The sequence below is a fragment of the uncultured Butyricimonas sp. genome, from assembly GCF_959596855.1.
Taxonomy (GTDB): Bacteria; Bacteroidota; Bacteroidia; order Bacteroidales; family Marinifilaceae; genus Butyricimonas; species Butyricimonas muris.
Window position 1 is genome coordinate 37382 of record NZ_CAUFYA010000001.1, and the last position, 19985, is coordinate 57366.

15 protein-coding genes and 1 tRNA gene are annotated in these 19985 nt (G+C 45.7%); 9 read left to right on the forward strand and 7 right to left on the reverse strand.

Translation table 11 applies throughout. From position 1 onward, the window contains the following. Positions 1 to 12: 12 nt before the first annotated feature. The 7 genes from Q5866_RS00150 to Q5866_RS00180 all read left to right on the forward strand — a co-directional run bounded on the left by Q5866_RS00150 (position 13) and on the right by Q5866_RS00180 (position 7009). Complete coding sequence (locus Q5866_RS00150) at positions 13 to 1362, forward strand: TlpA disulfide reductase family protein (protein WP_303178010.1); 1350 nt, start codon at positions 13 to 15, stop codon at positions 1360 to 1362. A gap of 203 nt (positions 1363 to 1565) precedes the next feature. After that, positions 1566 to 2627 carry an o-succinylbenzoate synthase gene (locus tag Q5866_RS00155; protein ID WP_303178012.1) on the forward strand — a complete coding sequence of 354 codons (1062 nt, stop codon included), beginning with the start codon at positions 1566 to 1568 and terminating at the stop codon, positions 2625 to 2627. Positions 2628 to 2630: 3 nt separating this feature from the next. After that, positions 2631 to 3656 (forward strand): AMP-binding protein, encoded by a 1026-nt coding sequence (locus tag Q5866_RS00160; protein WP_303178014.1) that lies wholly within the window; start codon positions 2631 to 2633, stop codon positions 3654 to 3656. Positions 3657 to 3785: 129 nt separating this feature from the next. Next, positions 3786 to 4700 (forward strand): glutaminase, encoded by a 915-nt coding sequence (locus Q5866_RS00165; protein ID WP_303178016.1) that lies wholly within the window; start codon positions 3786 to 3788, stop codon positions 4698 to 4700. Between the two features lie 71 nt (positions 4701 to 4771). Continuing rightward, positions 4772 to 6046 (forward strand): FimB/Mfa2 family fimbrial subunit, encoded by a 1275-nt coding sequence (locus Q5866_RS00170; protein ID WP_303178018.1) that lies wholly within the window; start codon positions 4772 to 4774, stop codon positions 6044 to 6046. A gap of 100 nt (positions 6047 to 6146) precedes the next feature. Continuing rightward, positions 6147 to 6863, forward strand: a complete 717-nt coding sequence (locus tag Q5866_RS00175; RefSeq protein WP_099291457.1) for a YebC/PmpR family DNA-binding transcriptional regulator — start codon at positions 6147 to 6149, stop codon at positions 6861 to 6863. Positions 6864 to 6936: 73 nt separating this feature from the next. Beyond that, positions 6937 to 7009: transfer RNA gene (locus Q5866_RS00180), tRNA-Lys, on the forward strand. A gap of 103 nt (positions 7010 to 7112) precedes the next feature. Here Q5866_RS00180 and Q5866_RS00185 read toward each other — a convergent pair. Continuing rightward, positions 7113 to 8729 carry a hypothetical protein gene (locus Q5866_RS00185; protein ID WP_099291445.1) on the reverse strand — a complete coding sequence of 539 codons (1617 nt, stop codon included), beginning with the start codon at positions 8727 to 8729 and terminating at the stop codon, positions 7113 to 7115. 173 nt (positions 8730 to 8902) lie between these two features. Between Q5866_RS00185 and Q5866_RS00190 the strand changes: the two genes are divergently transcribed. Both Q5866_RS00190 and Q5866_RS00195 read left to right on the forward strand, forming a co-directional pair. Then, a complete protein-coding gene (locus Q5866_RS00190; RefSeq protein WP_186976141.1) occupies positions 8903 to 9478 on the forward strand; it encodes a DUF4251 domain-containing protein in 576 nt (191 codons plus the stop codon). A 156-nt stretch (positions 9479 to 9634) separates the two neighbouring features. Next, entirely contained in the window at positions 9635 to 12865 is a 3231-nt protein-coding gene (locus Q5866_RS00195; RefSeq protein WP_303178024.1) for a glycoside hydrolase family 2 TIM barrel-domain containing protein, read from the forward strand. On the opposite strand, the gene Q5866_RS00200 is transcribed toward Q5866_RS00195, so the two are convergent. The 6 genes from Q5866_RS00200 to Q5866_RS00225 all read right to left on the reverse strand — a co-directional run bounded on the left by Q5866_RS00200 (position 12831) and on the right by Q5866_RS00225 (position 19972). Next, entirely contained in the window at positions 12831 to 13373 is a 543-nt protein-coding gene (locus Q5866_RS00200; RefSeq protein WP_255469510.1) for an AAA family ATPase, read from the reverse strand. The two genes, Q5866_RS00195 and Q5866_RS00200, sit on opposite strands and share 35 nt — an antisense overlap. Then, on the reverse strand, positions 13312 to 13497 hold the full coding sequence (locus Q5866_RS00205; RefSeq protein ID WP_255469511.1) for an AAA family ATPase: 186 nt from the start codon (positions 13495 to 13497) through the stop codon (positions 13312 to 13314). Before Q5866_RS00205 ends, Q5866_RS00200 begins: the two co-directional genes overlap by 62 nt. 189 nt (positions 13498 to 13686) lie before the next feature. After that, positions 13687 to 14121, reverse strand: coding sequence for a hypothetical protein (locus Q5866_RS00210; RefSeq protein WP_303178029.1), 435 nt, complete (start codon positions 14119 to 14121; stop codon positions 13687 to 13689). Between the two features lie 18 nt (positions 14122 to 14139). After that, positions 14140 to 14808: a transcriptional regulator gene (locus Q5866_RS00215; protein ID WP_255469512.1), complete on the reverse strand. Its 669-nt coding sequence runs from the start codon at positions 14806 to 14808 to the stop codon at positions 14140 to 14142. Positions 14809 to 14810: 2 nt separating this feature from the next. After that, complete coding sequence (locus Q5866_RS00220) at positions 14811 to 16520, reverse strand: RagB/SusD family nutrient uptake outer membrane protein (RefSeq protein ID WP_186976144.1); 1710 nt, start codon at positions 16518 to 16520, stop codon at positions 14811 to 14813. A gap of 5 nt (positions 16521 to 16525) precedes the next feature. After that, positions 16526 to 19972: a SusC/RagA family TonB-linked outer membrane protein gene (locus Q5866_RS00225; RefSeq protein ID WP_303178032.1), complete on the reverse strand. Its 3447-nt coding sequence runs from the start codon at positions 19970 to 19972 to the stop codon at positions 16526 to 16528. Positions 19973 to 19985 lie beyond the last annotated feature (13 nt).

Genomic DNA, 19985 nt, shown 5'->3' on the forward strand with positions numbered 1-19985 from the left:
TATATACTTGAAATGAGAATCTTTATATTTATTATTTTACTCTCGCTCGCTTGCTCTTGTTCACAGAAGAACAACGACGATATTGTCGTGGACTTCAAAGTGCAAAACATGACCTATTCTAAGATTGCCATTGTTGTCAGCCCGGAAATAATCAAGGAAATGGATTTGGACAAACACGGGAAAGCTACCTGTACATTGCAGGGCGATGTGATATACGCACGGCTGTTTTATGGCGAGGAAGCCAAGAATGTTTTTTTCCGGAAAGGCGATCGTGTAACGATTTCTTTTGATGCCAACAATTTTAAGGACGGTATGAAATTCGAGGGGAAGAACGCTCCGGCGATAGAATACCTTAATTCTATCACTTATACCCCGATAAATCCCCCCGATTACGAGCGTTCACTGGACGGAATTATCAACCTTGCCAACGAGAAGATAGACGAGGCTACCAGCTTACTGAAAGCCCGAAAACTGGAAGCGACAAATCCCGAATTTGCAAAACTGGAAGAGGGACGAATTAAATATTCATATCTAGTCAGTTTGGTCATGTATCCCATAGGGCATGTCATGTTCGACACGACTTATCGCCCGAACGAGGAGTATTATTCAACATTGGAACAACATGTACAAGAGGACGAGAGTTTGATTGACCTCGACATTTACAGGGAATTTATTATAGAGTCCGCCCTTATACTTGGAAGCAAGGATAAAGAAATCTCCGGCATTTACAATAAAAATGTTGCCCGAATGAAATATATCGCTCAACATTTCAAAAATGACAAGCTAAAACAATCTCTTCTTAACGAGATTGCAGTCAGACAGATAAAGAAAAACGGTATTAATAATATCACCGAAATGGAAAATATTTACAATACCTACGTGACGGACCCGACTTTGCGGGCTGCCTATAAAACGGAGTACGACAAATGGAATATTGCCGTTGCCGGAAAACTTTCCCCAGACTTCGAAGCAAAGGACATTAACGGCAAAACTTACTCCTTGAAGGATTTCAAAGGGAAGTATTTATATATCGATATGTGGGCAACATGGTGCGGTCCCTGCAAAAGAGAAATGCCCTACTTGAAAGAACTGGAAAAGAAAATGGAAGGGAAAAACATCACCTTCCTCGGTCTTTCCACTGACGAAGACAAAGCGGCATGGGAAAAAATGGTCAAATCGGGAGAACTCTCCGGCGTTCAACTTTTGCTTGGGCGAGGGAGTCAATTCCAACGGGATTATAATATCAACGGCATCCCTCATTTCATTCTTATTGATCCGGATGGCAAGATTATTAACCCCAAAGCTGTCCGTCCTTCTTCCCCGGACGCCGAAAAGATTTTAAACGCCCTTCCTAATATTTAACCCTAACGCCTCCCTACACAGGCGGGAAAACTGTTTGGTTCGTTATTATTCACGAAAAGAAGTGATTACCGAAGCGGTTTCTCACCCCCTGTGAAGGGGGTGTTGGAGGGGGGGGGGAATTCGTACAAACCGACTTTTTAGCCTCTTCCTTGCTTTCATTTACAGAATATCTTACTTTTGCTTGTACAAAACCGAAGAATGATATGTTACAAGCAAAGTACACGAGATATATTCTGAAATTCAAACAGCCCGCCGGAACCTCCCGCGGCATTCTCTCGGAAAAAGAAACTTGGTTCATCAAAATCTGGGATTCGGAACATCCCGAAATATACGGACTGGGGGAATGTGCTTTATTCCGAGGATTAAGCGCAGACGACCGCCCGGAATACGAGAGAAAACTACAAGAAACCTGCCGGGATATTGGCAAAATACGCCATATACACTACCTACAAAATTGGAGCTCTATCAGATTCGGAGTGAATACCGCCCTGTCGGATTTAAAAAACGGAGGCAAACGCATTATCTATCCCGGTCTTTTTACCGAAGGACAAAAAGACATCGAGATTAACGGTTTAATCTGGATGGGTGATAAGGATACCATGCGCCAACGAATTATCGAAAAACTGGATGCCGGATTCCATTGTGTCAAACTGAAAATCGGGGCTATCAGTTTCGAGGAGGAATTAGATTTATTACGCTATATCCGAAAACAATTCAGCAAAGAAACCGTCGAGTTGAGAGTAGATGCGAACGGGGCTTTTACCCCGCAAGAGGCTCCCCGTAAACTGGAAAAACTGGCTCGCTATGACATCCATTCAATAGAGCAACCTATCCGCCAAAGACAGTGGAAAGAGATGGCTGCTTTATGCCGAAATACCCCTATCCCGATTGCCCTGGATGAAGAATTGATAGGAATTAACAAAACAGGTGAAAAAGGTGAGTTACTTGACATGATTCATCCCCAATATGTTGTAATAAAGCCATCTTTAACAGGAAGTTTCTCCGGCTCATGGGAATGGATAGCACGTGCTCGGGAACGCGGTATCGGCTGGTGGATTACTTCCGCGCTGGAATCCAATATCGGACTCAACGCCATCGCACAATGGACTGCTTATATATTGAATTTCCACCCGACGGGTATGCCCCAAGGACTGGGAACCGGACAACTCTACACGAATAATATTCCCGCCCCGCTGGAACAAACCGGTTCGACTATCCGGTATAACCCGCAATGTTCATGGGATGTAACCCCGATAGAATTTTAGATTATGACAATCAAAATAAACGGTATTCGCTACACCACGCCGGAAGCATTGCAGGCTATCGACAATCCGGATGTAGTCACATTCCTGCAAGAATGGTATGACGATAAAGACCACGTGACCGGACATACTTCCGGCTCCACGGGAACACCGAAAACTATCCGGTTGTCAAAGCAGGATATGCTGGCGTCAGCTAAAATTACAAACGCATACTTCGATATCCATTCCGAATCCCGCTTATTATTATGCCTCTCCCCGTCGTATATCGCCGGGAAGATGATGATTGTCCGCGGTATTCTCGCGGGAGCCGATTTGATTGTAGTTCCTCCCTCGTCATCCCCGTTGAAGAATTTAGAACAAGACATTGACTTTGCCGCCATGGTACCCATGCAGGTAGAAACCTGTCTTGCCACCCCGGAAACAGCAGAAAAATTCTCCCGAATTAAACAAGTAATTATCGGGGGTGCAGCCCTTTCCCCGGTACTGGAAGAACGCCTGCAACAAGTCCCCACACGTTGTTATTCCACCTACGGCATGACTGAAACCGTGTCACACGTTGCCCTGCGGGATATTAACGGCGTAAAGAAATCACCCGACTACTTTGCCTTAGGCGACGTGCATTTCGAAACAGACGAAAGGCAGTGCCTGATCATCCACGCCCCGCATTTGCATCAACAAACCTTTACCACTAATGACATTGTTAATCTCGTCGACACGACACGTTTCGAATGGCTGGGACGTCATGACAACGTGATTAATTCCGGAGGCATAAAATTATTCCCCGAGAAAATCGAAGCAAAGATTGCCCTCCTCGTGAAACAACGTTTCTTTATTATGCCCGAGGAGGATACCCGACTGGGACAACGAACCGTTCTCGTCATTGAAGATGTACCATGGGACAAGGCAGGAAAAAAACGACTTCAGGAACAACTGAAACAGCTATTGCACCCGTACGAAGTACCTAAAAAGATTTACTTCCGGGAACATTTCACAGAAACTTACTCGGGAAAAGTCATCCGAAAACTAATGTAACAAAAACTTTTCTATCTTTGCCGCACAAAAAACATACAAATTAGAGTTGCAATCCAGCGAGTTTCCGGTTTCTCAACTTGTAACCTGCCAACTTGCAACCTGTAACTCAAAAACAAAGTTTTTGAACTTATGAACTACAAGGAAGTTATCGAAAATATATATAACGAGGTAAAACCTTTCTTCGGGAAAGGAGAAGTCGCCAATTATATACCGGCTCTGGCAAACGTGAACCCGCGACAGTACGGGATTGCCATAGCTACCATGGACGGGCAAATCATCGGCACGGGAGATTACCAGACCAAGTTTTCCATCCAAAGTATATCTAAAGTATTCACGCTCGCCATGGTCGTGCGCCACATGGGAAGTGACCTGTGGCAATACGTGGGACGGGAACCGTCGGGAACTCCTTTCAATTCGCTCGTCCAGCTTGAACATGAACACGGCATTCCCCGTAACCCGTTCATCAATGCCGGGGCTCTCGTGGTCACGGACAAATTGATGAACCTCTACCACCGTCCCAAAGAAGCGATACTCCAGTTCGTGCGGGGAGTCGCCGGCTCGGAAGATATTTATTTTGACAAAATTGTAGCCCAATCGGAACAGGAACACGCCAGCCGTAACCAAGCCTTGGGATATTTCATGAAAAGTTTCGGAAACATCGACAACGACGTGGATTCGCTTATTGACGTGTATTGCAATCAATGCAGCCTTGTCATGACTTGCGAGGATCTGGCAAAATCTTTTCTCTTTCTGGCAAATCACGGGGTGAACCCGCACAACAACGAACAAATCCTGACGGTCAGCCGCTCGAAGCGCCTCAGTGCCTTGATGCTTACCTGCGGTTTCTACGACGAATCGGGAGATTTCGCATTCCGGGTTGGTATGCCGGGTAAAAGTGGCGTAGGCGGGGGAGTGGTCGCCATTATCCCGGGAGAACTCAGTATCGCCGTGTGGAGCCCTGAACTAAACGAACACGGAAACTCGTACATGGGTATAGAGACACTCGAAAGATTCACCACGAATATCGGGATTTCTATTTTCTAATCAAGATATATAATTCTTGATTTTCTCGCACTTATTCCTTACTTTTGTTAAGTAAGGATAAATTAACGTTTATGAGGAAAATCATCTTCTTTGGGCTATTGCTGTTTTTTTCTTGTAACCGGGACGAACAAATCACGGGAAAAGAAACACAACTTTTGTTCCAAAGTTACACGCCCGGTAACGCATCTCTCCATACCCCGGCTTTCGAAACGCTGGCTCTGTTCGCCATAGACCGGGATAACCGTGTTGTCCGTCACGAACATTTCACCCGAAATGATTTGCATGAAAACACGCTACGGGCAAAACTTCCCTTCGGACGCTATCGCCTCGCTTGCGTGGCTAACTGCCCGGATATAAATTTCAATACAGGAGAAACACTGGAAAATATACTACTTCGTTTACCTCAAAAAGGAGAGATTTTTGAAGAGGCGGATGATATACTGACGTCTCTCCAAAGTGTAAGTATCTCGGAAAATAAAGATGCAGTCTTTACTGTAAACCTTTATCGAAGGGTGGCACAATTGCAAGTGAGGTTGGAAAATATACCCGAAGAGGTCGATAACGTGAATTTTGAACTGTCATTCGTCCCCTCCGCCATCAATTTTACAGGCTCAAACACGAATACATTCGGGACAATCACGAAACCGATGCATCGGGAAGCAAATCAAGGGCATGTCGAACTCTTGACTTTTCCCGCCGGAAAAGGAGAAGCAACCCTGTCCGTTACCTATCGCACGGGAGATAAAGAAAAACGCAAAATCATCCCGTTCACGGAAAGCATAGACACGAACCGAATCATCCGGGTGGAAAGCAGTTTTCTTGAATTGGAAGAAGGAGGATTACAAGGAAATGGCATCAATTTATTGGAAAACGGGGACTTCGAGATTTGGAGTGATCTTTCCAAAGAGCCTGACAGCTGGCATTTTTTCAAAGACGGACGGGACAGTTCTGCCATAAAAACGGGTGAGGATAAAGTACATTCGGGAAGACAAGCGGTATTCCTGCAAGGAAAGACTTATCTATACCAAGATGTTCCCGTCGAGGCCCTCACCCGCTACGAGATTAAAATGTTCGTGAATGCCCCGTCCGCTAATTTCTCGTGGAAATATTACTGTTACTGGCGAAAGAACAAAAGTACGGCTCTCCCGTCGGAATACAACAAACCGATTCAAGCACAAACTTATCTGAAGCAAACCGACGAGTGGATTAATGTCTTCAACGGCAAAACATTCACCGCCCCGGAAGGAGCAAAATATTTGCGGGTGGAAATCCGCACCTATGGTAAGGCTATTGTCCCCGACGAGGGTATTTATATTGATGATTTTAGCGTAGAACTCGTCGAATGAGATACTTTCATACCAGAAAATCATGGAATTCCTTTTAAGTTTTCAGTATAAAAACTAAATTCGCGTTCCAAATCGTATAATAAATTATATTCACAATAATATGGGAAGAGCGTTCGAATACCGTAAAGCACGGAAGCTAAAAAGATGGGGCAACATGGCCCGCACGTTCACGAGAATAGGAAAAGAGATTGATATTGCCGTAAAAGCAGGAGGACCAGACCCAGCAAATAATACTCGTTTGCGCATCCTTATCCAAAATGCGAAAGCGGAAAATATGCCGAAGGAAAACGTGGAACGTGCCATCAAACGCGCCATTTCAAAAGACACTTCAGATTACAAGGAAATCGTGTACGAGGGATACGCACCTTTCGGTATCGCCGTTGTCGTGGAAACCGCTACCGATAACCATACGCGTACCGTTGCCAACGTGCGCCACTGTTTCTCCAAATACGGCGGCTCACTGGGAACAACCGGAAGTCTGGACTTCTTGTTCGACCGCAAATGCGTGTTCAAAATCTCCCGCCCCGAAAACTTCGACCTCGAAGAGTTCGAGTTGGAAATGATTGACTACGGTGCCGACGAAATCTTTGAAGACGAGGAAAACCACGTGATTATCTACGGTGCATTCGAATCATTCGGTGCTATCCAAAAATATCTGGAAGATAGCAAATACGAGATTACCAGTGGAGAATTCGAACGTATTCCTCTCGATACAAAAGAATTAACCGAGGAACAAAGAGAAACCGTCGACAAATTGCTGGAAAAATTAGAAGAAGATGATGACGTAACCAACGTTTATCACAACATTAAAGAATAATTTTCTTGCAGATTAAAAAATATTGTTGCATATTTGCACCCGCAAAACGGTTAAAACCGCTCGCAACAAGGAAGACTTCGTAGCTCAGCTGGTAGAGCAATTGACTCTTAATCAATGGGCCGTGGGTTCGAGTCCCACCGAGGTCACCGAAAATGAGCCACTTACGAAAGTAGGTGGTTTTTTTATAGGAAGTAAATACCCACCTAACTATAGAAAAGTCAAGTGGGTACCTTGTAGATTATTAACTACTTAATTTTTCTTCACGAAGATAGGATTCGAGTAAAACCATAAATCCTCGAAAGAGACTTTTGCCGCGGCTTCATTATTTGCCGTGGGAGTATCGACTAACGGATTTCCGTTAGCATCGGTTTCACCTGCTTTATTCAAGCCATGATTTGTTCCGCGTAACCTAAAATACGTATCCTTGGTAAGTTCCACCTCGTACTCGATCACTTTAACTCCCCCTTCTCGGGTTGTCCATTTCTGGCTCACGATACCATTCGCGTCAGTTACACCACCGACTGCATCGAAACGAGCGATAACTTTCGTTTTATCGTAATTGTCGATACTGTATTCCGCAGAACCTTTAGTTATTTTAGAACGCATTTCGCCGGCGATTAAATCGATATGATCAAGTTTTGGATTTGTCAGCGACGTGTACATGTTATTATTGTTTGTTTCAGGGTCCCGAACAACAATACTAATCTTGATTTTTTCTGTTTTTGCAGTATACGTTTGTCCCATGGTTGCCGAGCCGATAGAAAATTCAAGTTTATCAATCAGATCACCATGAACCGTAAATATATTACCGGAGCGAAGACCGTCAACAATACCTTGTGCCGTTTTTTCTTTGACAGACACATATGTTTTCTGGTATTCACCGGGATAAAAATCATCCGCCCCCTTACTGACATGCTTATGAAAATCGGAATTGGCAACTAACCAAAAATTCCGCCCTTCGGACAACATCGCATCCCAGAGTCCTCCGACTTGTGCTGCCATGATACCGGTACCGCCGTAAGTATAACTCTTTTTGAATGAAGATGAATTACCTATTCCTCCACGGTTCGCGGATGCTTGATGCCCCGGAGTACTTTCAAAAGCAACAAATACATCCGGTGCGACATCATTCAAATCCCGGAAATCGGATATAGACCATTTGTTCTGGCGTTCCGGGTGTGCAGGTACTATCCAACTTGTTTTCCGGTGATTAGCCTGCAACCAAGCCGCGGCTTCCATTGTTTTTTCGTGACCTGCTTTCGAGGACTTAACCCAACCGTATTCATTGCCGCCAGTCTGATCCTTGTCATTGTTATCAAACATATATTCAAACTGTGCCATCGCATCAGCATTTCTCGAAGCATCGGGACCATCAAATTGTCCCGTGATAATGCACGTACTCGCATGTTCGTGTCCCGCGGGGTTCCATTCCAAACCTTGCATGATAATCATATCTTTGTTTGCATCCCCGAAAGCCTTTGTCTGTAACCAACTATAATCTTTTATCGATTGCCAACGCCACATGTTTCTGCCGTTTGCATCCCCTTTAAATACGGTTGTTTCACTCCATCTCGGACATTCTCCCTCGAAATCCCCCTCACTGGCATCACCCCCGAAAGCACCCCCGTGTTCACTATTCACGGAGAAATCAAGGTCATATTTTTTAGCTTGAGAATAGACAAATTTAATTGGATTCGTACCATCCGAGTAAGCCGTGTGTTGGTGAAAATCTCCTGTCAGATACGTTCCGAATACCGGTTTTTCTTCTTCATTGCCTCCACCTCCGATTTCCGGATCGGAGTTTTCATTACAAGCCGAGAATAAAGCTACAACGAGCGCAAGTGATAATAATAAATTGTTTTTCATGTTTTCAAAGTTTCATTGATTAAATTTTGCGTCACAAATGTATGTACCCGATGTTACCAATAGATTTCAGAATAATGAAGAAATAGTAACGCCCTCTCGTAACAGGTTTTCCCGGGTGCAGGGGAATAACTTTCTTGTTTCTTTCACGTAAAAATCTCAAAATACACTATATTATGAGACACATCACTACATTATTCATGATGCTGGCCCTCGTGCTAGGCACCTTCGCGTCGCTAACCGCACAAAACATGACGGCTAAAGAGCAACGCAAACTAACCAGACAAGAACGTAAAATCGCTCAACAAAAAGAAAATGAACGATTGTACAAGGAAGCGATCCGGGCTCTGGAAAACAATAATTTTGTACTGGAAGCCCACCATTTGATCTTCAAAAGAGGTAGATCAACAAGCGTAAGTGCCACGAGAAATTTCATTTCTATGGCAAATAAAAAAGCTACCGTGCAAGTAAGTTTCGATACCCCCCGTCCGCTTCAAAACGGATTAGGCGGTTTCACGGTCGAAGGGAATGTATCGGACGTCAAAATGAAAACGGAAAAAAACGGAAGCGTTATTTATAGTTTTTATGTCCAAGGAGTGAGTATTTCCGCGTACGTGACTATTTCTCTCTCCCCCGGCTCTAATAACGTTTCGGCAAGGATTTCGCCCTCCTTCAATTCAAATACCCTTACAATGATGGGCAAACTTTTGCCACAGGAAAAAGCAAGTATTTTTGAAGGGATTAAACGTTAGCACACACGTTCAGATACAACCACGCCCCTTCATCCCCCGTACAAAGGAGAGATGAAGGGGTATATTATTAAAAATCTTACGACTTTACATCCTTCGTGTCATCTTTTAACAAAAATGTACTATCTTTACATTTGTAACCTACAAACCACACGAAAGATGAAAAGACTATTCTTCACTATTCTTTGTTGTTTCATTTGTCTTACAGCCTATATGCAGGACAAGCCGGAATGGCAGGACGAAACGATCCCTTTTGTCGGGAAAGAATACCCGAGAACCCCGTTTATGACTTACGGGGATATTGACAAAGCCCGAGATAACGATTTCAAGGCTTCCGCAGACTACAAGTTTTTGAACGGTAAATGGAAATTCCTCTGGGTTTCTACCTACAAGAAACGCCCGATAAACTTTTACAAAACGGATTTTAATGATTCCGGTTGGGAAGAAATCGAGGTTCCGGCAAACTGGGAAGTCAACGGGTACGGGGTCGCCTTGTATACGAATCACCCGTACGAGTTTTGCCCCCGCAACCCGCAACCGCCACTTCTGCCGGAAGAAAATCCGGTAGGATCATATCGCAAATACTTCGAATTGCCGGAACAATGGGACGGGAAAGAAATATTCCTGCACATCGGGGCGGTAAAATCCAGTTGTTACCTTTACGTGAACGGGACAAAAGTGGGATATAGCGAAGATTCCAAAGATCCCGTGGAATACAATATCACCCGTTACTTGAAACCGGGGCAGAATCTGATCGCTCTTGAAGTCTATCGCTGGTCAACGGGCAGTTATCTTGAATGTCAGGATTTCTGGCGTATCAGCGGGATTGAAAGAGATGTCTATCTCTTCGCGCAATCTCCCGTTCATCCTTGGGATTTCTCCATCCGACAGGACTTGGACAGCAGTTATACCAATGGACTTTTCGGGCTTGACCTAACCTTGGTAAACAAAAATCCGAAACAACCGGGACAAATCACCGTGCGTTATCAATTGGAAAGTCCGTCGGGTACACGAGTAGCGGAAGGGCAGAAAATAGTCAACGTCGATTCTATCGCCCATGTTCATTTCGACACCACGATTCCACAAGTAGAGGCATGGACAGCGGAAACACCCCATCTCTACCAACTTTTTATTCAAATCGAACAATCGGGCAAACAAACCGAAATTATTCCTTTTCGGGTCGGATTCCGCAAATTTGAAATCCGGGGCAACCAATTCCTTGTGAACGGGCGTCCCGTACTCATCAAAGGTGTCAATTACCACGAGCATAACGAACACACGGGGCATGTACTCGGCGAAGCCGATATGCGAAAAGATTTCAAAACGATGAAACGCCATAATATCAATGCTATCCGTTGTTGTCATTACCCTCAACAACGTCGTTTCTATGAACTCTGTAACGAGTACGGTTTCTACGTGTGCAACGAGGCGAATATCGAATCCCACGGCATGGGATATGATCTTCGCAAAGGTCGCACGCTCGGTAATAACCCACGCTGGCTGAATGCCCACATGGATCGCACCGTGAACATGTACGAAACAAGCAAAAACTATCCCTGTATCACGTTCTGGTCTCTCGGTAACGAAGCCGGGAACGGGTACAATTTCTACGTGACTTACAATTGGTTGAAAGCACAGGATACTTCTCGCCCGATACAATACGAACGGGCCGGACTCGAGTGGAACACGGATATTTATTGTCCCCAGTACCCGGGTGCCGACGCTCTCGAACGGTGGGGTAATTCACAAACAGACCGACCGTATATCATGTCCGAATACGCTCACGCCATGGGCAATAGTACCGGAAACTTCATGGATTTATGGAACGTGATCTATCGTTATCCCAATCTCCAAGGCGGATTTATCTGGGACTGGATAGACCAAGGCATACTCGTGAAAGATGAGAACGGTACACCATTCTGGGCTTACGGGGGAGATTTCGGGAGGGACGCCCCATCCGACGGCAACTTTCTGTGTAACGGTCTTGTCGGTCCCGACCGGGAACCGCACCCCGGACTCACGGAAGTAAAAAAAGCCTATCAGTACGTTTGGTTTCAGCCGGTCGATATCAGCAAAGGCGTCGTGAAAATAGAAAACCGTTATGACTTTACCAACCTCAACCAGTTCACTATTGAATACACGTTGATCGGCGACACGGAAATTCTACATTCGGGAACTCTTCCTTCGCAAAATATCGCTCCGGGTAAAGACCGTCAAGTAACCATCCCGCTTAGGAATCTAAAGATAAAACCCGGCGTGGAATATTTCTTGAATCTACACGTGAAAACCAAAAAGCCCGCCTTATTCGCTCCCGCAGGCTACATCGTGGCTTCCGAACAATTCCAAATCCCGGTAACGACACCTAAACCCGTTTATCAAGCCGCCCCGGAACAAGTGCTTTCCATGGAAGAGAACGGACCGGAAATTCGTATTTCCAACCCGGACATGGAATTTGTCTTCCACAAGCAAAAAGGGTACGTTACTTCCTACCGGGTGAAAGGCGTACAGTATATAGCGGATGATTTCGGCTTCCAACCCAACTTCTGGCGAGGCCCCACCGATAATGACTACGGCAACGGTATGCCCCATCGCCTGCAAGCGTGGAAACAAGCCGGCAAGAATTTTAAAATCGCCGGAATCCGGACTTCTGCCTCGACAATAAGTACGAATCTGACAATCACGTATCGGTTGCAGGAAAGTAACACCCGTTACCACGTGTCCTACACGATTTATCCCTCCGGCTACCTGAACGTGGCCTGTCATCTGGAAGCTAATCCCAATGCCCCGGAAATACCCAGAATAGGTGCACGCTTCCGTGTCCCGTCAGACCTCAACCAAATGGAATATTTCGGACGCGGTCCCGAGGAAAACTATCGCGACCGCAACCACGGGACACTCGTCGGGCATTACAAGAGTACCGCCGAGCAACAGTACGTGCCTTACGTTCGTCCGCAGGAGAACGGGCACAAGACAGATGCCCGTTGGTTAGCCCTAACTGACAAAACAGGTAAAGGACTCCTCTTTGTAGCCGATTCGAATCTAATGGAATTTAACGTATCCCGCAATCGGATAGAGGACTTCGATAGTGAAGAATCCACCAGCCCTTACCAATGGCAAAACTTCACGAAAGACGAATCCCATGATCCGTTAATGGCACAAAACCGCAAACCCAAGCAAACCCATGTCAACGAGATCCTCCCCCGTAACTTCGTGGAAGTATGTCTTGACCACCGGATGATGGGTGTCGCGGGCGACGATAGTTGGGGTTCCCGACCCTACCCGCGGTACACGCTCTCTGCGAACCGTGATTACTATTGGAGTGTTATGATCATCCCGATCAACAATAACTCTGAAATTAACAACCACACGGGGTATCGGTATTTGCCATAGAAACCTCTTCCAACTTAACCAATTCCCAAGCCCGGTAAACGACAGCGATATAACGTATTTCCGTGAGTCCGGCTTGGGCTTTTATTTTTTTGTCATCGGCATATCGGCGCAATTGCTCTTTTGCCTCTTCCAGTTTATTGGCAACTTCTTGGTCTGTGGCTCCATGCTTTAGATACTTGAACTCCACCACGTAACTGTACTTCATTCCGAGATGATTCACCAAATTCGGTGCCATCCACAGGTCGCAATATCCCTTTCCCAATTCTTGCTCCGGCCAAATAGTAAGATCCAAATGCCCCCAGAAAGATTGTTCCAAACGATCGATATCCGGGCTCACTCCGGCAAAATTAAAACTCAATATCAAATATTTATTCCGTTCCGATGTCGGATGTTGCCCGATGTAATATTTCCCGAACAACTCCTCGAAACGATCCTCGAACGCCACGTCATAATAACTTTCCAGTATCGACAACCACAACGACTTCCCGAAACGACGAGGACGTATCATAAATAAAAAATCGAGGAGAATTCTCCACCTCCTCGATAAAACGAGTTTTGTCCACGTAATAATAATCATCAGTTTGCAATAAACGGAAATCACTTAAACCATAAGGAAGTTTCTTCGTTGCCATAACCTGATATTTTAATCATTACAAAGTTACAACTTTTTCCTACGATTCCAATTGACATAAATACCCACTTGAAAGTTTACATTTTACGTTCCATCAATAATGCCGGGACACAATTCTTCACGCACCTAAAGAAAAGTCCCGGCATAATTAACTCGTGACACGTAAAATATATCACGAGTTATCATCATTTCAATCCTTCACGATAAACGTAAAACAATCCTTCACTACTTGGCTATAACCGGGATTCGTCAATCGCACAGACACCACGTAACGTCCCTCTGGCACATTCGTTCCCTGCGGGTAAACCAAAGCCCCCGCACCGCGGACACTCAAGTTCTTCATGAACTCTGCGGCTCCCGCCTCGTTTCCTTCCGAAGTCACGGATTCGATGGAAAAATTGATCTGTTCCGTTCCCAAGTATCCCTCCATCTTGATCGACACCCAAGGCGCCCCGTTCTCCATCCTGATCTCATCGAATTTCGGATCCAAAGTTTTACGAACAATCAACGTATCAGGATTATAATTAGCTTCCCCCGTTTCCAAGAAACCTTCCGGTATTTCGTGACATCCCCACACGAACATCCCCAACAAAACTATCATCAGTATTAAAAATCTTGTCTTCATAAAATACATTTAAAATTATTACTTCAAACTCTCCCCCGCTTTCAAGAAATCATCTATCGTCACGGCATAATCAAACGAGTGAACCACGCAATTATTCGGCTCAATATCCGCAGAAGCAATCTCGAACTCTCTACTAGCATTCAAGATCACCCCGTAGAGAGATACCGCCCCAATATTAGGAACGCCACCGTAACTCGTGGCAAAGGAGAATATCCACAAATCCGACCCTCCAAGCGTCGTGTAATATTTACCACCCTCCCCGATAACGGACAAGCCGGAAGACTTCTTCCCTCTCGGGATATCATTACGGTAAATTTTCCCCTCCACGATACAACGCAGCAACACGTCCCGACACGCCTCTGCCCTCAAATCCGTCACTTGCTTCAAACCATTCTCCAGCAAATAACGACGAATTGAATGATTGGTAATCCCAAAAAAAGTAATCCCATCGTAATGCTTCCCGTCCAACTCATTCCGTTCGAACAACGACTCCAACTCCGCGTGACGAACCATCACTACCGTGGAATCCCAATCATAGGGATGCTTCTCCATGTATTCCAACAAACTGCAATCATGCCGTCCTTGGCTCACTCCCGTGTCTATATAATTATTTTTCGTGCACCCGGCACCCAACAACATCGCTAACAAACATAGCGGTAATATATTTTTCAAAATCTTCGCGTTCATAATTATTGCTTTTTCCTGTTCCAATAAACATTTTGCCTCATCAAATCATTATTTTTAAAGGCGCTTGACGCCACGCTCATATAAAGCGCTCCATCCAGTATATCTTGGTCAGTCAAACGACTTGCGGCAGGCGTTAACTCCGTGCGCACGTAATCCCGTCCGCCATCTCGTCCCCAACCGTTACGCACCACGTCATAATACCGGTGATCCTCGAACATCAACTCTTTTTCCCTCTCCCGAAAGATAGCCAAACGCAAATCGGAATCTAGCCCTTTGACCACATCATCAGCACACGGGTAATTAAAAGTCGTGTTCCCGTAAGCACGCTCCCGCACCCGGTTCAAATCACTAATAGCTCCCCCGGAACGAGCATCCTGACGGGCACGACATTCCGCCCGCAACAAAATAATATCCGCCAAACGCCAAACCACCTTATTCTCGTCGTAACACTTGAAAATCGGCTCCATACTATAATCATATTCAACATAATACGGATTTCGATGCTTGATCACGTAAGCCCTTTTCGTGTTCCCGAACCGTCCGCCGGTCACGATCGAATCCCCTTCTTCCAAAAACAAATCCCTCACCACCGTGCATTTTTTCGAATTATCATACTTCGTGTACACGTTTCCTTCCGGGCGATACTCCACGGCAAGAGCAAACTGTTTTTTCGTCCCCTTGTTATACACCACGAAAAGCGAATCCGCATCCAATCCATAGAAATAAGCATCCCGACGCCGATCCTCCGGATGGAACATCTTATTCACCCTTTCCCGGTAGATCTCGACGAGATAATTGCCAAATGTTGGGGTAGGTGCGTACCTTGATTCCGTTCGCACGGGAAAACCGGTATATTCCTCGGCACAATAAGCATTGTATTTCCCATAATATTCTTGAGGGCCTCGATAAATCTCCCAAATCGTTTCATTCCCATTCCTGAGCATTTCATTCTGGCAAAGTGCCTCCGGATCCGATGCCAACGTGTAATTACCCGCTTTCCCCTCGATAATCATCGAACAATATTTCTCGGCCTCCGCCCAATACTCGGGCACACTCTCGATCTCTGCCCGCCAAGCGTAAATATGCGCCAACAAGGCTGCCGCGGCTCCCTTGCTCGCATATTGTTTCGTCGTGCGGGCATTCCCGTTTCCATCCTTTAACTCGTCGAAAACCGGCAAATCCAAAGCCTTCAATGCGCACACCGTCGCCACCTCCAGCACCTCGTGCACGGAACTCTTGCCCAACTTGCTATAATCGTTATAATCTTTCCGGATAGGAGCCTCACCCCATCTCCGTGCCAAGTTAAAATAAAGAAGTCCTTTCGCGAAATACGCCTGTAACACGTAAGGGGTCACATCCACATCTGCCGGGAAACGATGGGCGTTTTCTATAATCACGTCGGCACTATTTATCGCCGTGAAAGAAGCCGCCCAAGACATCTCAATCGTTGATGGTGAAAATTCCCTATAAGGCGCATAACTATTAGAAACCGTGTCGGCGATCCACCCGATATACAATTGATTGACATTATCCCCCGTTGCGGCATCCCGAAGGGCTACTTCCAAACTCGTCAATAACGCTTCGGCATCTTTCACCGAATTAAAAAAACTGTTAAATGTCACGTCACTCTCGGGTGTCATGTCAATCATACCCGTGCACCCGGTTATCCACACCGTCAACGTGATGATAATTCCGCATATTATCTTTTTCATCTTGATTAAAATTTAAGCGTTAAACCTAACGTCCATTTACGAGGTAACGGGTAAGCCTTACCTTCATCTATTCCCGTGTAAATATTTACTACCTCGGGGTTACCTCCCGAGTAATTACTCAAGTAAAATAAATTTTCCCCGGTAGCAAAGAAACGCATCTCCTTGAAAAACGTCTTTTTCAACAGATTTTGAGGCAAATCATACCCCAGCGTCAACTGCTTCAAACTCACGGAATGCACATTCTCAATATTCGAGCGAACCATATACTGATAAGTCTTACCCACACGGATATAATTCGCATCTCGATTCGAGGGACTCCAGAACGTGTAATCTCTCATATCCGCAAAAAGCGGTCCGGTACTCGCGATCGTCCCTTTCGTCGCATTGATAATGTGTCGCCCGATAGAATAATTAAACAGCACATTCAAACTCAATCCCTTCCATGTCACCTCGTTCACCCATCCCCCGTGAGCCACGGGAAGCGGGGAAGCTGCCGGATATCTATCGTCAAGTGAGATACTTTGATCTGCATTCAAATCTTTCAATTTCTGGGTACCCAGCAACCCACTATAATGCCTATCCGTCGATATCCCACCCAGATAAATTTCCGACCCGTCCAATTTATAATACACGGGCACCTCGTCCTCTGATTGGTAAAAACCACTATCATCATACACGTAAATCTGGTACAACGGCCGACCGATCACCAATCCTTCCTTATCCTGCTTGTCATACGACTTGCGGAAACGGTTCCAGTTCTTCGAGATATTAAACTTCGTCCGCCATTTCACCGCACTCTCCCGCATCACGTCATAACTAAATTCCAGCTCCAATCCCTCGTTAGAAACCTCCATGACATTATCCACGTAAGTATCATACGAGTATATATCTCCCGGCATCGGTATTTCGTATATCAAAGAAGAGGACAGTTTATAATAATAATCCAACTTCATGTTCAACCGATACTCGAACATATCCAAATCCAAACCGATATCATACTGTTCCGACTTTTCCCATGTCAAATTCGGGCTGACGGGAGTGGCAACCCCCATACCCGTGTTCCCTTGGAAAAATGCATTCAAACTAGACAATAAACCGTAAGACAAATACTCGTACCCGAACACCTGCCCGGAGGTTCCGTAACTTGCCCGTACCTTACCCCAGTTCAACCAACCACTCAAGCGATTCTTCAAGAAAGACTCTTCCGAGAAAGCCCATCCCAATGCGATGGACGGGAAATTCGCCCACCTGTTATTCTCCCCGAAAGTAGACGAACCGTCCCTCCGGAAAGCGAACTCCATCAAATAACGCTGCTTGTAATTATAACCCAATCGACCGAAGAAACTCACCAAAGCCTTCTCCCTGAAATAAGAACTGTACGAGGTCGTGGACTGCACGTTAGGATAATCCTCCGAACCGTAATCATAGATCGGGGGATTTCTCTCCGGGTTATAATAATAGATAAAATCGCTCGCTCCACGCTTACCGTGTCCCCCGATCCCGTAAACCTGTGTTTTATTCGCCGAATATCCCAAGAGCATCTCCAAATTATGAGCCTCCTTGAACGACTTCTTGTACGTCAACAACTCTTCCGTGTTCAACGACACGTTCCGCACGACCTGTCCCAACGATTTATTCTCATTTGTATTCGGGTTCAAATAACTCGGCTCGAATTTATTCAAATTCGCTTGCGAATAATCCACGTTCGCTGATGCGGAGAATTGCAACCCGTCCAAAATATAATACGTCAACACCACGTTCGCCATCACCCGGTAATCATCGCTACGCACTGTCACTCCCTTCACCAATTTCAACCATTGATCGACCACATCACCGGTAGACGATTCTATGGTCTTCTGCGAGGTCGGATCCACCGACATTCCCTCGTAACGCCCATTGCTCATCCCACCCGTGTTCACGCTCTTGTCCATGTAAGCCAAGTACAAGCGCGTATCCACTTGGAACTGCTTCACCGGACGGGAAACCATATTAGAAATCAAATTCACGCGGGAATATTTACTATTGATCATAATACCCGTCTCGTCATAATACCCGGCACCCACCAGATACTGGAACTTCTCGGTCCCTCCCGTCGACTGGATATTCACGTTCGTCACCTTTCCCGTGCGAAAAGCGTACTTGAACCAATTTGTCGAATTATTATAAAAGGGATTCAAACTATCTTGCAAATAAGGGATTGTTGTGGTATAGCGTTTCCCGCTACTCCAGAACGAATCGTACGTTCCCCACGTCCCGAAAGCCTCCTCGTAAGAATTCGGGTACAATATCTTATTCTCCCCCCAGTCAGGCATTTGCAAATTCCGCTTCCACAAAATCTCTCTCCAACGCTCCATCCGACCTCCCGTCTGCACGGGATATTCCATCAACTGGGAAATCGTGTACGAGGCATTGGCAGAGAAAGAAGACGTTCCCATCCGCCCTTTCTTCGTTGTGATCAAAATTACGCCATTACTGGCCCGAGAACCATATATCGAGGCTGCCGCCGCATCTTTCAATACCTCCACCGACTCTATCGTCGAGGGATCCAAATCTGCCAGCGTGTTCGTTCCCGTCACCGGGGATATAAACGAGTGCATCGGGATACCATCCACCACGTAAAGCGGTTGCCCACTATTTCCAGCGGCATCCCGTCCCTGAGAATCCCCACTGACAAACAAAGAGTTGTATCCCCGAATAGCCACCACAGCGGCACTCCCCGGAGCCCCGGACTGGTTCACGATATTCATCCCCGCCACGCGTCCTTGCAACATACTGATGATACTCGCTGCCGGCAATTCCTTCATCTCCTCAGCCTTCACGGAAGATATTGCGCTGATATTCTCCCGCTTGTTCTGCGAACCGTACGCCCGAACAACCACCTCGTCCAAGCCAGACACGTCCTCCTCCATCACAATCCGCAACGTGTCGGTTTTCTCGGTGAAAGCCACCTGTTGTTTCTTAAAACCGACAAACGAAAATTCCAACGCCCCCTTTTCCAGCGGCAAATCCATGGCGAACCATCCTTTTTCATTCGTCGCCGTTCCCACGGCCACTCCCGTTACTTTCACTGTCACTCCCGGCAGCGGTTGTTTCTTCACGTCATACACAAATCCCTTCACCCGAACGTTTTTCGTTTGCTGCTGTTCGCCTTTTTGTTCCTTAACGATCACCAAGTTTCCCTCGATCAAATAAATAAAAGGACTTCCTTGGAAACACAGATCTAAAATTTCCTCCACCTCCGCATTTTTCATATCCAGCGAGATAGCATTTACCCGCTTCACCGCGTCACTATCATACACGAAAGTGTAATCACTATTCTGACGGATATACCGGAATACCTCCACTAGAGAAGCATTTTTCATGGAAATATCCATCTTCTTCTGCTGTGAATACACGTTTGATGCATTCAAATGCATCGTACAGACAAATAATAAAACAATCCACGTCTTCATAATAATAAGCATT

Bases quoted from the DNA above. Each gene is read 5' to 3' on its own strand.
- Q5866_RS00210 (WP_303178029.1), bottom strand. From the start codon at position 14,121: ATGAAGACAAGATTTTTAATACTGATGATAGTTTTGTTGGGGATGTTC.
- Q5866_RS00185 (WP_099291445.1), bottom strand. From the start codon at position 8,729: ATGAAAAACAATTTATTATTATCACTTGCGCTCGTTGTAGCTTTATTC.
- Q5866_RS00205 (WP_255469511.1), bottom strand. From the start codon at position 13,497: ATGGCAACGAAGAAACTTCCTTATGGTTTAAGTGATTTCCGTTTATTG.
- Q5866_RS00190 (WP_186976141.1), top strand. From the start codon at position 8,903: ATGAGACACATCACTACATTATTCATGATGCTGGCCCTCGTGCTAGGC.
- Q5866_RS00155 (WP_303178012.1), top strand. From the start codon at position 1,566: ATGTTACAAGCAAAGTACACGAGATATATTCTGAAATTCAAACAGCCC.
- Q5866_RS00215 (WP_255469512.1), bottom strand. From the start codon at position 14,808: ATGAACGCGAAGATTTTGAAAAATATATTACCGCTATGTTTGTTAGCG.
- Q5866_RS00160 (WP_303178014.1), top strand. From the start codon at position 2,631: ATGACAATCAAAATAAACGGTATTCGCTACACCACGCCGGAAGCATTG.
- Q5866_RS00200 (WP_255469510.1), bottom strand. From the start codon at position 13,373: ATGATACGTCCTCGTCGTTTCGGGAAGTCGTTGTGGTTGTCGATACTG.
- Q5866_RS00220 (WP_186976144.1), bottom strand. From the start codon at position 16,520: ATGAAAAAGATAATATGCGGAATTATCATCACGTTGACGGTGTGGATA.
- Q5866_RS00225 (WP_303178032.1), bottom strand. From the start codon at position 19,972: ATGAAGACGTGGATTGTTTTATTATTTGTCTGTACGATGCATTTGAAT.
- Q5866_RS00165 (WP_303178016.1), top strand. From the start codon at position 3,786: ATGAACTACAAGGAAGTTATCGAAAATATATATAACGAGGTAAAACCT.
- Q5866_RS00170 (WP_303178018.1), top strand. From the start codon at position 4,772: ATGAGGAAAATCATCTTCTTTGGGCTATTGCTGTTTTTTTCTTGTAAC.
- Q5866_RS00195 (WP_303178024.1), top strand. From the start codon at position 9,635: ATGAAAAGACTATTCTTCACTATTCTTTGTTGTTTCATTTGTCTTACA.
- Q5866_RS00175 (WP_099291457.1), top strand. From the start codon at position 6,147: ATGGGAAGAGCGTTCGAATACCGTAAAGCACGGAAGCTAAAAAGATGG.
- Q5866_RS00150 (WP_303178010.1), top strand. From the start codon at position 13: ATGAGAATCTTTATATTTATTATTTTACTCTCGCTCGCTTGCTCTTGT.